Annotated in this window: 9 protein-coding genes; 7 read left to right on the top strand and 2 right to left on the bottom strand. The window is 65.2% G+C overall.

The features are described 5' to 3' along the window. The first annotated feature begins 59 nt into the window (after nucleotides 1–59). Nucleotides 60–803: a DsbA family protein gene (locus H5P29_RS24915; RefSeq protein ID WP_154385995.1), complete on the top strand. Its 744-nt coding sequence runs from the start codon at nucleotides 60–62 to the stop codon at nucleotides 801–803. A 60-nt stretch (nucleotides 804–863) separates the two neighbouring features. Next, nucleotides 864–4322, top strand: coding sequence for a chromosome segregation protein SMC (gene smc, locus H5P29_RS24910; protein ID WP_154385994.1), 3459 nt, complete (start codon nucleotides 864–866; stop codon nucleotides 4320–4322). Nucleotides 4323–4402: 80 nt separating this feature from the next. On the opposite strand, the gene H5P29_RS24905 is transcribed toward smc, so the two are convergent. Together H5P29_RS24905 and H5P29_RS24900 are read right to left on the bottom strand one after the other, a co-directional pair. Continuing rightward, nucleotides 4403–5164: a glycosyltransferase family 25 protein gene (locus tag H5P29_RS24905; RefSeq protein WP_154385993.1), complete on the bottom strand. Its 762-nt coding sequence runs from the start codon at nucleotides 5162–5164 to the stop codon at nucleotides 4403–4405. Between the two features lie 191 nt (nucleotides 5165–5355). Beyond that, the gene (locus tag H5P29_RS24900) at nucleotides 5356–5901 is read right to left on the bottom strand and encodes a TetR/AcrR family transcriptional regulator (protein ID WP_154385992.1); all 546 of its coding nucleotides are present in this window, start codon (nucleotides 5899–5901) and stop codon (nucleotides 5356–5358) included. Between the two features lie 155 nt (nucleotides 5902–6056). Between H5P29_RS24900 and H5P29_RS24895 the strand changes: the two genes are divergently transcribed. The 5 genes from H5P29_RS24895 to H5P29_RS24875 all read left to right on the top strand — a co-directional run bounded on the left by H5P29_RS24895 (nucleotide 6057) and on the right by H5P29_RS24875 (nucleotide 13959). After that, entirely contained in the window at nucleotides 6057–7241 is a 1185-nt protein-coding gene (locus tag H5P29_RS24895) for an efflux RND transporter periplasmic adaptor subunit (protein ID WP_246670808.1), read from the top strand. Beyond that, entirely contained in the window at nucleotides 7238–10324 is a 3087-nt protein-coding gene (locus H5P29_RS24890; protein WP_154385990.1) for an efflux RND transporter permease subunit, read from the top strand. Before H5P29_RS24895 ends, H5P29_RS24890 begins: the two co-directional genes overlap by 4 nt. A 118-nt stretch (nucleotides 10325–10442) precedes the next feature. Beyond that, on the top strand, nucleotides 10443–11039 hold the full coding sequence (locus tag H5P29_RS24885; protein ID WP_067966949.1) for an ANTAR domain-containing response regulator: 597 nt from the start codon (nucleotides 10443–10445) through the stop codon (nucleotides 11037–11039). Beyond that, nucleotides 11036–12271 carry a CmpA/NrtA family ABC transporter substrate-binding protein gene (locus tag H5P29_RS24880; RefSeq protein ID WP_154385989.1) on the top strand — a complete coding sequence of 412 codons (1236 nt, stop codon included), beginning with the start codon at nucleotides 11036–11038 and terminating at the stop codon, nucleotides 12269–12271. Before H5P29_RS24885 ends, H5P29_RS24880 begins: the two co-directional genes overlap by 4 nt. 395 nt (nucleotides 12272–12666) lie before the next feature. Then, nucleotides 12667–13959, top strand: a complete 1293-nt coding sequence (locus tag H5P29_RS24875; protein WP_154385988.1) for a nitrate/nitrite transporter — start codon at nucleotides 12667–12669, stop codon at nucleotides 13957–13959. The last annotated feature ends 11 nt before the right edge of the window (nucleotides 13960–13970 follow it).

The following is a 13970-nucleotide window of genomic DNA, read 5'->3' as shown; positions in this document are numbered from 1 at the left end:
CAACTATCGCTTTCACGTAACCGCACATTGCAAAATCCAACCATCGTCAGGTGATTCGTATGCTTCGTTCGATTTCTCGCAGGACCGCACTTACCGGGCTCGCAGCCGTTTCGGCCGCGGCGCTGCTCTCCGCTTGCAGCGACTCCGGCGAGCAGGCCAACGCAGCAACGCCCAAGCCTGCCGAGCCGGCGACGCCGGCTGCCACCCCGGCCGCACCCGCAACGCCTGCCCAGGCGGTGAAGGTGCCCGAGGCACAGGGCTCGGTCGACATGGCCAAGCTGCTCGAAGCCGGCACCCTGCCTGACATGCAGCTCGGCAAGGCCGACGCGCCCGTCACCATCGTCGAATACGCCTCGATGACCTGCCCGCACTGCGCGCATTTCCACGAGACGACGCTGCCGGCGCTGAAGACCAAGTACATCGACACCGGCAAGGTTCGCCTGATCTATCGCGAATTCCCTTTCGACCCGCTGGCCGAGGCCGGCTTCATGCTGGCACGCTGCTCGAAGGACAACTACTTCCCGATGGTCGACGTGCTGTTCAAGCAGCAGCAGAGCTGGGCAGGGTCGCAGAACCCCAAGGACGCACTGCTGCAGATCTCCAAGCTCGCCGGCTTTACACAGGAGTCGTTCGAGGCCTGCTTGACTGACCAGAAGCTTCTGGACGATATCAGGGCTGTGCGCGCCCGCGGCGAGAACGATTTCAAGGTCGACTCGACGCCGACCTTCTTCATCAACGGGAAAGTCTACAAGGGGGCAATGACGATTGAGGAAATGTCGGCGGTTATCGACGGCATGCTCTGATAGGCTCATGGCACCGAGGCAACACGGCTTCGGTGCACCCTTCCGTGCGGACTGGCGCGAATGAAGTTTTCGCGCCTCCGCCTTCTCGGTTTCAAATCCTTTGTCGAGCCCGGCGAGTTCGTCATCGAACGCGGGCTGACCGGCATCGTCGGGCCGAATGGCTGCGGCAAGTCCAATCTCGTCGAAGCATTGCGCTGGGTGATGGGCGAAAGCTCATACAAGAACATGCGCGCTTCCGGCATGGACGACGTCATCTTTTCCGGTTCCGGCACGCGCCCGGCGCGTAACACCGCCGAAGTGACGCTGTTCCTCGACAATAGCGACCGTACCGCGCCTGCTTCCTTCAATGACGCCGACGAATTGCAGGTGTCGCGCCGCATCGAGCGCGAGGCCGGTTCCGTCTATCGCATCAACGGCAAGGAAGCCCGCGCCAAGGACGTGCAGCTGCTGTTCGCCGACCAGTCGACCGGCGCGCGCTCGCCGTCGATGGTTGGGCAGGGCCGCATCGGTGAACTGATCCAGGCAAAGCCGCAGGCACGCCGCGCGTTGCTCGAAGAGGCCGCCGGCATTTCCGGCCTGCACACCCGCCGCCATGAGGCGGAACTCCGCCTGCGCGCCGCCGAACAGAACCTCGAGCGCCTCGACGATGTCGTCGGCGAGCTGGAAAGCCAGATCGAAAGCCTGAAGCGGCAGGCGCGCCAGGCATCACGCTTCAAGAACCTGTCGGCCGACATTCGCAAGGCGGAAGCGACGCTGCTGCATTTGCGCTGGACGCTGGCCAAGGCGCAGGAGGGCGAAGCGCAATCGGCGCTGGCCACCGCCACCGCTGTTGTCGGTGACCGCGCCGCCTCGCAGATGGCGGCGGCCAAGGACCAGGCCGTCGGCGCCCACAAACTGCCCGAGATGCGCGACGCCGCGGCTGCTGCCGCCGCAACCTTCCAGCGCCTGTCCATTGCGCGCTCGCAGCTCGAGGAAGAAGCCGGCCGCATCAATTCGCGCCAGAGCGAGCTCGACCGCCGCCTGCAGCAGCTCGATGCCGACATCGCCCGCGAACAGCGCATGATCGGCGACAATGCGGCAATCCTGGCGCGCCTCGATGCCGAGGAGAAGGCGCTCAACGACGAGAATGCCGGCGCCACCGACCGCGAGACGCATACGCGTGCCGCCTTCGAGGAGGCGATGGCGACGCTGGCGCTGACCGAGGCCGAGCTTGGCCGCCTGACCGCCGAACGTGCCGAGGCGGCAGCTGGCCGCACCCAGGCCGAACGCGCCATGCGCGACGCCGCCGAGCGCCGCGACCGCTTCGCCCGCCAGCTTGCCGAACTCGACCGCGAGGCCGGCGAGATTGCGGCGCGCATTTCGGCGCTGGCCGATCCGGCGGAAAAGCAGATGCTGGCCGAGGCGGCGCAGGAAGCGCTCGAGGAAGCAGAGTTCGCGGCAACCGAGGCCGAGCGCGCCGTCACCGAGGCACGCCAGGCCGAGGCGTCGTCGCGCACGCCGCTGCAGGAAGCCAAGGCTGAGCTGGCGCGGATTGAAACCGAAGCACGCACGCTGGCCAAGATCATCAACGCCGCCTCGGGCGATCTCTTCCCGGCGGTGCTGGAGCAGATCGGCGTCGAGCGCGGCTTCGAGACGGCTCTGGGTGCTGCCCTTGGCGACGATCTCGAAGCAGCGCTCGACCGCGCAGCACCCGTACACTGGGGTGATGCCAAGCTGGCTCCGACTGACCCGAAGCTGCCCGAAGGCGTGCGCAGCCTCGCCGAGGTCGTGCGCGCGCCGCATCAGTTGGCGCGCCGTCTCGCCCAGATCGGCGTCGTCGATGCCGCCGATGCGACAAGGCTGCAGCCGCTGCTTGCGCCGGGCCAGAGGCTGGTGAGCAGGCAGGGCGCGCTGTGGCGCTGGGACGGGCTGACGGCCAGCGCCGACGCGCCGACCGCAGCAGCGCAGCGTCTCGCCCAGAAGAACCGGCTCGCCGAGCTCGACGCCGAAGCCGTCCAGGCGACGCTTGTCGTGCGCGCCGCCGAAGAGGCCCTGGCGCGGGCGGAAAACGCCGTTCGCGAAAACACCGAGGCCGAACGCCAGGCGCGGCAGGCATGGCGTGATGCCCAGCACCGTGTCGGTGCGGCGCGCGACGCGCTCGCCCAGGCCGAAAAGGCCGCTGGCGAGCTGACCAGCCGCCGCGCCGCGCTGGACGAAGCGCGCGCGCGCGTCGCCGATGCGCATGAGGAAGCACAGGCCGGCTACGTCGAGGCCGAGGACATGCTCGGCTCGGCACCTGATCTCGCCGACCTGCAGGCGCGGCTCGAACAGCTGTCCGGTGCGGTGGCGCGGGATCGCTCCGCGGTTGCCGATGCGCGCGCCGTGCATGACGGCCTCAATCGTGAAGCCGAGGCGAGGGGGCGCCGTCTCAGCGCGATCGCGGCCGAGCGCCAGAGCTGGGTGCTGCGCGCCGAAAGTGCCGCCGAGCAGGTCGAGGCGCTGGCAGAGCGGCGCGAGGAAGCAGCTGCCGAACGCGAGACGCTGGCCGAGGCGCCCGACGAACTCGACGCCCGCCGCCGAACCTTGATGTCGGAGCTGACGCGCGCCGAGGCCACGCGCAAGGAAGTCTCCGACCGGTTGCAGGAGGCGGAGAACAAGCAGTCCGTTCTCGACAAGGCCGCAACCGCTGCCATCCAGGGATTGGCCGAGGCGCGCGAAGCAAGAGCCCGCGCCGAGGAGCGCCTGACCGCCGCCGACGAACGTCGGCGCGAGGTCGAGGCGCGGATCCAGGAAGTGCTGGCGACGCCGCCGCATCTGGTGATCAAGCATACGGGCCTCGAAGCCGACGATCAGATGCCCGATCCCGGCGAGGTCGAGCGGACGCTGGAGCGGCTGAAGATCGAGCGGGAGCGGTTGGGCGCGGTCAACTTGCGCGCTGAAGAAGAGCAGAAGGAGCTCTCCGACCGGCTCGAGGCGATCGTCTCCGAGCGTGAGGACATCATCGAGGCGATCCGCAAGTTGCGTCAGGGCATCCAGGGCCTGAACCGCGAGGGCCGCGAGCGCCTGCTGGCCGCCTTCGACCTGGTCAACGGCCATTTCAAGCGCCTGTTCACCCATCTGTTCGGTGGCGGCACGGCCGAGCTGCAACTGATCGAGTCGGAAGATCCGCTCGAAGCCGGTCTCGAAATCCTGGCACGCCCGCCCGGCAAGAAGCCGCAGACGATGACGCTTTTGTCCGGCGGCGAGCAGGCGCTGACGGCGATGGCGCTGATCTTTGCGGTGTTTTTGACCAATCCGGCGCCGATCTGCGTGCTCGACGAAGTCGACGCACCGCTCGACGACCACAATGTCGAGCGCTTCTGCAACCTGATGGACGAGATGGCGGCATCGACCGAGACGCGCTTCGTCGTCATCACCCACAATCCCATCACCATGGCGCGTATGGACCGGCTGTTCGGCGTCACCATGGCCGAGCAGGGGGTGAGCCAGCTGGTGTCGGTCGACCTGCAGGCAGCTGAATCGCTCCGCGAAGCGAGCTGATCTCCAGCGTTCGCGCAGCGAACTGATCTGCGCTCGCGAAGCGAACTGGTCTGCGCTCGCGCAGCGAACTGGTCCCGAACTTACTTGAGCTTGAGACTGTAGTGCTTGCGGTGACGCCGGTAGTTGATCTGGCGCAGCGCGGTCTGGCCGAGCGCCTTGACCGACACGGTCCAATGCCGCCTCAGCTTGACCTCGTTGCGATCGGCTTCGATCAGGCTGCCGCCGAGTTCGGCGCTGACGTCGGTCACCAGATTGGGCTTGACCGACAGCACGCGCAGCTTGAGCTCCCAGAAGAACTTTATGTCTTCGTCGATCTGGCGATAGACGGTCGCCCGGCTCAGGAAACTCTCCGCGCCGCGTCGTGTGATCAGGTAGCCGACCATGCCGGCGGTCGGGCTGCCATGCGAAACGATGGCGATGTCGGCCACGGCGACGGAGTCCACGACAGGCCGATCCTGGAAATCGAACAGCTTGAGGATGTCCCATTCGACAGGCGCTTGCTGCAGCGCTGCGATGCGGGCGGCAAAGGCTGCCGGCTCGAGCAAGCGGAAATCGTCCTCGAGGATGAGGGCCATTGGCGCGTCGGTGTCGAGGAAGGCGCGCATTGCCTTGCGGTGGCTGGCATAGGCCGCCACTTCTGCCGGCGCCAGCGGTCGCTTGGAATGCCTGCGGTTCTGCCGGGCGTCGTAAAGCTGAATGGTTTCAGCGCATTGAGGGGTAAGCCCTTCGACGAACGCGAAGGGCCACGAAAGCGCTGAAAGCTGTGCATGCGCCGACTTGCGCCGGGGCCCAGCTTCGGCATCCACTGTCACGACGAGGGTGACGGGCAACGACGAAGTCATATAGTGGCTCACTTATATACGTGTACCGCTAAACTACGCGCAACCATTGGGCAACATGGCCAGGCGTTCGAATGCAACGATATTTTGTGCGGTGGTTGAATCTCATAAACTCGACGCAACGTATAGTAGGAAAATGGCAAATGTCGCAAAAGCAGCGCTCCGCCTGACGCGACCGCCTTACCGCGACTGCCTTAAGAAGCCGCGGCTTCGCCGAGCAGGTAGGAAAGCGCCATGTTGCGCTCGTCGTCGTTCAATATGTCCATGTCGAACAGCTTCATGCTGCGCAGTCCTTCGATGACAAGGAACGCCACCAACAGCTTGGCGGTGTCAGGCGTTTCCGACTTCAGCCGGTCGAGCAACTGGCGCTTGAAGTCCCTGACCGGGTTGAGAAAATTGGGGTCTTCGGCAAGTGCTGCGAGCACTCCGGCCGCTGACGGCTGCTTCTGTTCGCACTCCCGCGCCGACAGTTCAATGTAGGCGGTCAGACTATTTTTGGTGGCATCGCCGTGCTTTGACGCCTCTGCCTCCAGCGCATCCTCGAAGCTCTTGAGATAGTCCTGGACCAGCGCCTGCATGAGCTTGGCCTTGGTCGGGAAATTATACAGCAATCCGCCCTTCGACACGCCGGCGCGCTGGGCCACCGCGTCGAGCGACAAGTTGCCCGGGCCGACGATGTCGGCCAGCTCGCTGGCCGCGGCCAGAATCTTGTCGCGTGAACTCGGTCGATGACCAGCCATCGGCGCTACCTCCTGTAAGTTCACTTTATCGTATGTTGACAATACCGTCCAGACGGTACAGTAAGCCCGCCGCCCTTGGGTTTTCGCCGAAATGGGTCCATTGTGCACCGCAACCCATCCGGGGATATGCGGTTCCAAATCGATTGGGGTCTCCTTTGATCAAGCGTCTCATCATCGCTCTCGTTCTGCTTGTCCTTGTTTGTGGCGGTATCGTCGGCTTCAACATGTTCCGCGACAATGCGATCCAGCAGTTCTTCGCCAACATGCCGGTCGCGTCGGTGACGGTGGCGACCACCAAGGTCGAACCGGCTCCCTGGACGCCCGGCATTGAAACGATCGGCACGGTCAATGCCTCGCAGGGCGTCGACCTGACGGTCGAGCAGGCAGGCATCATCAAGGACATCAATTTCGCCGCCAACCAGCGCGTCAAGCAGGGCGACGTGCTGATCCAGCTCGACGACACCGTCCAGCGGGCGGACCTCGCCGCATCCAAGACCCAGGCCGCGCTCGACCAGCAGTCGCTCGACCGCGCCATCGAGCTGCAGCGCCGCGGCGTCGGTTCGGAAGTGGCGCTCGATGCCGCCCGCGCCACCGCCTCGACCTCGGCGTCGCAGGTGCAGAAGCTGCAGGCCGTGCTCGACCAGAAGCAGCTGCGTGCCCCGTTCAACGGCACCATCGGCATTCCCAAGGTCGATGACGGCCAGTATCTCGCCCCCGGCACCATCGTTGCCACCCTGCAGGACCTCGACACCATGCGTGCCGACTTTTCCGTGCCCGAGCAGCAGCTCGCCTCGCTGAAGATGGGCCAGCCGGTCGTCTTTGGTGTGACCGCCGACGACATGGCCTTCAAGGGCGCTGTTGTCGGTATCGATCCCAAGGTCGATCCGCAAAGCCGCCTGGTTTCGGTCCGTGCCGAGATCACCAATCCTGACGGCAAGCTGAGCCCCGGCCAGTTCGTGCGCGTGCGCGTTGAGCTGCCCCGGGAAGATGGCGTGCTGGCCGTGCCGCAGACGGCGCTGACCACCAGCCTCTATGGCGACTATGTCTATGTCGTGCGTCCGGCCGAGGCCAAGCCTGTCGCCGAAGGTGCGGCCGCACCGGCTGCGGCAGCCGCCGCAGCACCGGCGGAGGCCAACGCTGAACCGGCGCTCACAGTCAGCCAGGTCTTCGTCAAGGTCGGCCGCCGTTCGGAAGGCCGCGTCGAGATCATCGAAGGCATCAAGCCTGGCGACGAACTTGTCATCGCCGGCCAGAACAGGCTGACCAACGGCACCCCCGTCAAGGTCGACAACACGGTCTCGCCGGTCACCTCGGCCGATGCCAAGGCGGCTGCAAAATGAGTTTTTCAGACATCTTCATCCGCCGCCCCGTCCTGTCGACGGTGGTCGCCCTCATGATCCTTCTCCTGGGCTTCCAGGGGCTGTTCAACCTGTCGGTGCGCCAGTACCCCAAGGTCGAGGAGACGGTGATCACCATCACAACCGTCTATCCCGGCGCCAGCGCCGACCTGATCCAGGGCTTCATCACGGCACCGATCGCCGCCGCCGTGGCGACGACCGAGAACATCGACTATGTGACCTCGCAGAGCCGGCCGTCGTCGAGCACGGTGACCGTGCAGATGGAGCTTGGCTCCAATCCCGACACGGCTCTGACCGAGGTGATGTCCAAGGTCCAGCAGGTGCGCGGGCAGTTGCCGTCCGACGCCAAGGATCCGACCATCGTCAAGGGCACAGGCCAGCAGTTCGCCATCATGTATCTGGCGATGCAGAACCCGAACATGAGCTCGGAGGAGCTGACCGAATACATCCAGCGCGTCATCCGTCCGCGCATGTCGACGATCGAGGGCGTTGCCGAAGTCCAGGTGCTCGGTGCCGCCAACTATTCGATGCGCGTCTGGGTCGATCCGGTGAAGCTCGCCGCGCGTGGCCTGACTGCAGCCGAAGTGCTGCAGGCCATCAACGCGTCCAACTTCCTGTCGGCGCCCGGCAAGACCAAAAACGAGTATGTCGCCTACTCGATCACCATGAAGTCGACGCTGCAGACGCCGGAATCCTTCGGCGAGCTGCCGCTCAAGTCGGACAACGGCAACGTCGTCAGGCTGCGTGACGTCGCCCATGTCGAACTGGCCGCCGAAAGCACCGACACGGTGGTCAATTTCAACGGCCAGCCCGGCACCTTCATCGGCATCTTCCCGACGCCGTCGGCCAACCCGCTGAATACGGCGGCCGCGGTCATCAACGAGCTGCCGGCAATCAGCGCCAGCCTGCCACAGGGCATGACCATCACCATGGTCTATGACTCGACCGAGACGATCAGCGCCTCGATCGAAGAGGTGTTCAAGACCATCGCCGAAGCGGTGGCCATCGTCATCGTCGTCATCCTGCTGTTCCTCGGTTCGTTCCGCTCGGTGCTGATGCCCGTGGTGACGATCCCGCTGTCGCTGATCGGCGTCTGTTTCATCCTGTTGATGATGGGCTACTCGATCAACCTTCTGTCGCTTTTGGCCATGGTGCTTGCCATCGGCCTTGTCGTCGACGACGCCATCGTGGTGGTGGAGAACATCCACCGCCACATGGAGGAGGGCATGTCGCCGATGCAGGCGGCGTTCAAGGGCATGCGCGAGATCTTCGGGCCGGTGGTCGCGATGACCATCACGCTTGCCGCGGTGTTCGCGCCGCTCGCCTTCACCGGCGGCCTGACCGGTTCGCTGTTCCGCGAATTCGCGGTGACACTTGCCGGTGCGGTCATCCTGTCTGGCTTCATCGCGGTCACCATCACGCCGATGATGTCGGCGCGCATGCTCAAGGCCGGCAACCACAGCCGCTTCGCGCAGTTCGTCGACCGTTCCTTCGAACGCATCGCCAACCGCTATGAACGCCTGGTCGCCGGCTCGCTGAAATACCGGCCGGTGACGTTGCTGATCGTCGTCGCACTCGTCGGCGTGACCGGCTTCATGTTCTTCAAGACGTCGAACGAACTGGCGCCGGAAGAGGATCAGGGAGCGCTGTTTGCGCTGGTCACGGCGCCGCGCTATGCGACGACGGAGTACACAACCCTCTATACCGACCAGATCCGCGACCTCACCAAGGACCTGCCGGAGCTCAAGACCAGCTTCTCGATCGTCGGCATGGGCGGCGCTACCAATTCGGGCTTTACCGTCTGGGTGCTGAAGGACTGGGCCGACCGCACGCGCTCGCAGAAGGAGATCCAGGCGGACATCCAGGCGCGCCTGTCCAAGGTCAGCGGCGTCGAGGCATTGGTGTTCGCACCGCCCTCACTGCCGGGCGCCGGCGGCGGTCTGCCGATCTCGATGGTCATCCAGTCGACCGGCGATCCGAGCCAGGTCTTCGAGGTGGCCGAACAGATCAAGCAGAAGGCGCAGGCCTCCGGCCGCTTCATCGTCGTGCAGAACTCGCTGTCCTTCGATGCGCCGCAGGTCACGGTCACCATCGACCGCGACAGGGCGGCAGCGCTCAACCTGTCGGTGCGCGACATCGGCACGACACTGAGCCTGCTTGTCGGCGGTGGGTCGATCGCCGAGTTCGACCGGGATTCCAACAGCTACGACATCATCATGCAGGTGCCGGAGGAATACCGGAACAATCCCGAGAAGCTCGGCGAGTTCTTCGTCCGCAGCGTCAACGGGCAGATGGTGCCGCTGTCGGCTGTCGTGTCGATCAGGACCAACTCCTCGCCGGCCTCGATCGAGCAGTTCAACCAGCTCAACTCGGCGACGATCTCGGCACTGCCGGTGCCCGGTGTCACCACCGGCGACGGCCTGACGACGATCGAGGAAATCGCCCGACCGCTGCTGCCGGCGGGCTTCTTCATCGACTACTCCGGCCAGTCGCGTCTGGAGAGCGAGCAGGGCAGCACGATCCTGATCGCCTTCGGCCTGGCCATCGTCGTGATCTACCTGGTTCTGGCGGCGCAGTTCGAAAGCTTCCGCGACCCGTTCATCATCATGATGTCGGTGCCGCTGTCGATCTTCGGCGCCATCGTGCCGCTCAATCTCGGGCTGGGCACGCTCAACATCTACACCCAGGTCGGTCTGATCACACTGATAGGACTGATCACCAAGCATGGCATCCTGCTGGTCGAATTCGCCAACCAGCAGCGTGAAGAGCATGGGCTGTCGCGCAGCGAGGCGATCATCGCTTCGGCCAAGGTTCGCCTGCGGCCGATCCTGATGACGACGGCGGCGATGGCGCTGGGCGTGGTGCCGCTGATCATCGCTTCGGGCGCCGGTGCCGCCGCGCGCTATTCGATGGGTCTGGTGATCTTCTGCGGCGTGATCGTCGGCACGATCTTCACCTTGTTCGTGGTACCGATGTTCTACACCTTCATCTCGCGCAAGGACCTCGCCGCCCATGTCGAGGAACCCGACGCCGCGCAGATGGCGGAACCCGCCCACCATCACTGAGCGGATGATCTGAAATGAAAGAGGCCCCGGAGCGATGATCCGGGGCCTTTTGCTTTGCCACGGCCGCCACTGCATTTTTGCGTTGCACAATGACGGCCGGCGCGCAAAGAAGAAGAGCATGAAGACCGCCGCGCTCCGGGTACTCGTCATCGACGAAAACCGCATCCGCGCCTCGATCATCGAGGCGGGGCTGCGCGAGGCCGGGCATGAGGACGTCACGCTGGTCCACGATGTTTCAGGCATCGGCCGACGCATCGCCGAGATCAATCCCGACGTAATCGTCATCGATCTCGAAAACCCCAACCGCGACATGCTGGAGAACATGTTCCAGCTGTCACGAGCGGTGAAGCGGCCGATCGCCATGTTCGTCGACCGCTCCGACAGCGCCTCGATCGAGGCCGCGGTCGATGCCGGCGTCTCCGCCTATGTCGTCGACGGGCTGAAGCGCGAGCGGGTCAAGCCGATCCTCGACATGGCGGTCAGTCGCTTCAATGCGTTTTCGCGGCTGGCGCGCGAACTGGAGGAGGCGCGCAGCGAACTCGAGGACCGCAAGGTGATCGACCGCGCCAAGGGCATCCTGATGAAGTCGCGCGGCATCTCCGAAACCGAGGCCTATGCGCTGATGCGCAAGGCGGCGATGAACCAGAACCGCAAGCTGTCGGAGATCGCCCAAAGCCTCGTCACCGCTGCAGGCCTGTTGGGAGACGACGCATGAGCGAGGCCCGCTTCGAGATTTCAGCCGGTTTCCTGCCGCTGCTCGACAGCGCGCTTCTGGTCGCGGCCCGGGAGAAGGGCTTTGCCGCGGCCGAAGGCATCGAGCTCACCTTGCTGCGCGAGACCTCCTGGGCCAACATCCGCGACCGGCTCGCGGTCGGGCATTTCCAGGTCGCGCACATGCTGGCGCCGATGCCGATCGCCTGCAATCTCGGCCTGACCCCGCTGGCGGCCAACACCGTCGTGCCGATGGCGCTCGGCCTCGGCGGCAATGCGGTCACCGTGTCGAACGCGCTGTGGCACGACATGGCCGGCCATGGCGCAAGCGACGATCTTTCGCCGCGTGCCGTCGGCGAGGCGCTGCGCGCCGTCGTCGCCGCGCGTGCCCGCAGCAACGCGTTGCCGCTGCGTCTCGGCGTCGTTCATCCGCATTCCGGCCATAACTACGAACTGCGTTACTGGCTGGCTGCCTGCGGCATCGATCCCGACCGCGACGTCGAGATCGTGATCCTGCCGCCGCCGCTGATGGCCGATGCCTTGGGCTCGGGCGCGCTCGACGGCTTCTGCGCCGGCGAGCCTTGGAACACCGCCGCCGTTTTGCTCGGCCATGGCCGCATCGCCACGGTCAAGGCCAAGATCTGGCGTTCCAGCCCGGAGAAGGTGCTGGGCGCCGACGCGCGCTGGGGCGAGGCCAATGCCGAGGCGCTGTCGGCGTTGCTGCGCGCCATCCACCATGCGGCGCAGTGGTGCGCGGAACCGGCCAATCACGCCGAGCTTGCCGGCATCATGGCGGCGCCTGCCTATGTCGGGCGCCCGGCCGGATGGATGCTGCCGGCATTGTCAGGCCATCTCGGCACGGCAGTGGACAGTCTCGTCGACGTTGACGACTTCTTCGTGCCGCAGGCCAAGGCCGCGACCTTCCCGTGGAAGAGCCATGCCTTGTGGTTCTACAGCCAGATGGTGCGCTGGGGCCAGGTGGAGCATTCCGCCGCCAATGCCGCGATCGCCCGCGACACCTACCGTCCCGACCTCTACCGCACCGCGCTCAAGCCGCTGGGGGCGGCACTGCCCGGCGCCAATGCCAAGGTCGAAGGTGCGCTGCCGGTGCCGACGCCGGTCGGCTCGGCCGGCGCCAGCCTGGTGCTTGGGCCGGACGGATTCTTTGACGGCGGCCTGTTCGATCCCGACGATCTCGACGGCTACATCGCTGCCCAGCTGAACGTGGCCGGCTGATCGGTCGTCAATTTTTGTGCACTGCACATAAATTGGGCAGGTGCCGACGTGAGTTGGCTATCGATTGATCGCCTGTAATTCGGCAGCCAATGCGGCCGATTTTACATAAGCATCTGAAAATAAAAGGGAACGCCGTGATCAGTGAAACTGGCACGGCTTGTGCATTGCAGTAGACGAGGCCACCGCATCGGCCTGAAACTCGAGATCGAGTTTCGGTGAGCACGATGCGGCAGGGCCAGACATATCGGCGTCCAATGGCGGGCGCCCCAGGCGAAGCTGCCGACCAGATGACCGCGATCCCGGATGTACGGACGCGCGACCCTGGCCGGCAGCTTTTTTTGTTTTCGCGATCCAGATCAGCGCGGCGCCTCCCACGCCGCACAACGGAGCCGACAATGACCACCACCCTCCCAGCCGCGCCCAGCCAGGACAATGCTCCGGTCAGGGCGCTAGCCATCTCCACCATCGCCTTCACCGTCTGCTTTGCCGTGTGGACGATCTTTTCGATCATCGGCGTGCGCATCAAGCAGGAGCTCGGCCTCTCCGAAACCCAGTTCGGGCTGCTCATCGGCACGCCGATCCTGACCGGCTCGCTGGTGCGCATCGTGCTCGGCGTCTGGACCGACCGTTTCGGCGGGCGTCTCGTCTACACCGCGACCATGCTGGCGGCGGCCATCGCCACCTTCCTGCTCGCCTTTGCCCAGACCTACACCCAGATGCTGATCGCCGCCCTCGGCGTCGGCCTCGCCGGCGGCTCCTTCGCCGTCGGTGTCGCTTATGTCTCGCGCTTCTTTCCGGCCGGCAAGCAGGGCACGGCGCTCGGCATCTTCGGCGTCGGCAATGTCGGCGCCGCAGTCACCAAGTTCCTGGCACCCTTCGTGTTGCTTGCCGGCGGCTGGCAGGAAGTGGCGCTGATCTGGGCTGCCTGCCTCGGCTTCATGGCCTTCATCTTCTGGTTCGGCAGCGAGGACGACCCCGTCATCCGCCAGCGCCGCATCCATGGCGGACAGGCAAAGAGCTTCTGGGCCGAGTTCGCGCCGCTGCGCAACGTCCAGGTCTGGCGCTTCGGCCTCTATTATTTCTTTTCCTTTGGCGCCTTCGTCGCCCTGGCTCTGTGGCTGCCGCGCTACCTGATCGGCGTCTATGGCTTCGACATCGTCACCGCCGGCATGATCGGTGCCGCCTATTCGATCCCGGCCAGCATCTTCCGCGCCTATGGCGGCATCCTCTCCGACCGCGTCGGCGCCCGCACGGTGATGTACTGGACCTTCGGCGTCTCGGCGATCGCCACGCTGATCCTGTCGCTGCCGACGGCCGATTATGTCGTGCACGGCATCAGCGGACCGATGTCCTTCCACTTCGAGGTCGGGCCGATCGCCTTCATGGTCGTCGCTTTCGTGCTCGGCTTCTTCATGAGCCTGGGCAAGGCCGCCGTCTACAAGCACATCCCGGCCTACTATCCTGAAAATGTCGGCGCCGTCGGCGGCCTCGTCGGCATGATCGGCGGCCTTGGCGGCTTCATCCTGCCCATCGCATTCGGCGCGCTCAACGACCTCACCGGCCTGTGGTCGAGCTGCTTCATGCTTTTGTTCGCCATCGTCGTGGCATCGCTGGTCTGGATGCACCTGTCGATCCGCCGGATGTCGCGCGAAAGCGCCGACGCGCCGCTGACCTTCGCTGCCCAGTGACATTGTCGAGG

Origin of the sequence: Aminobacter sp. MDW-2 (genome assembly GCF_014250155.1) — a bacterium.
Lineage (GTDB): Bacteria > Pseudomonadota > Alphaproteobacteria > Rhizobiales > Rhizobiaceae > Aminobacter > Aminobacter ciceronei.
Note: the sequence above shows the minus strand (reverse complement) of the source record. Positions and strands in the feature narration are given on the sequence as shown.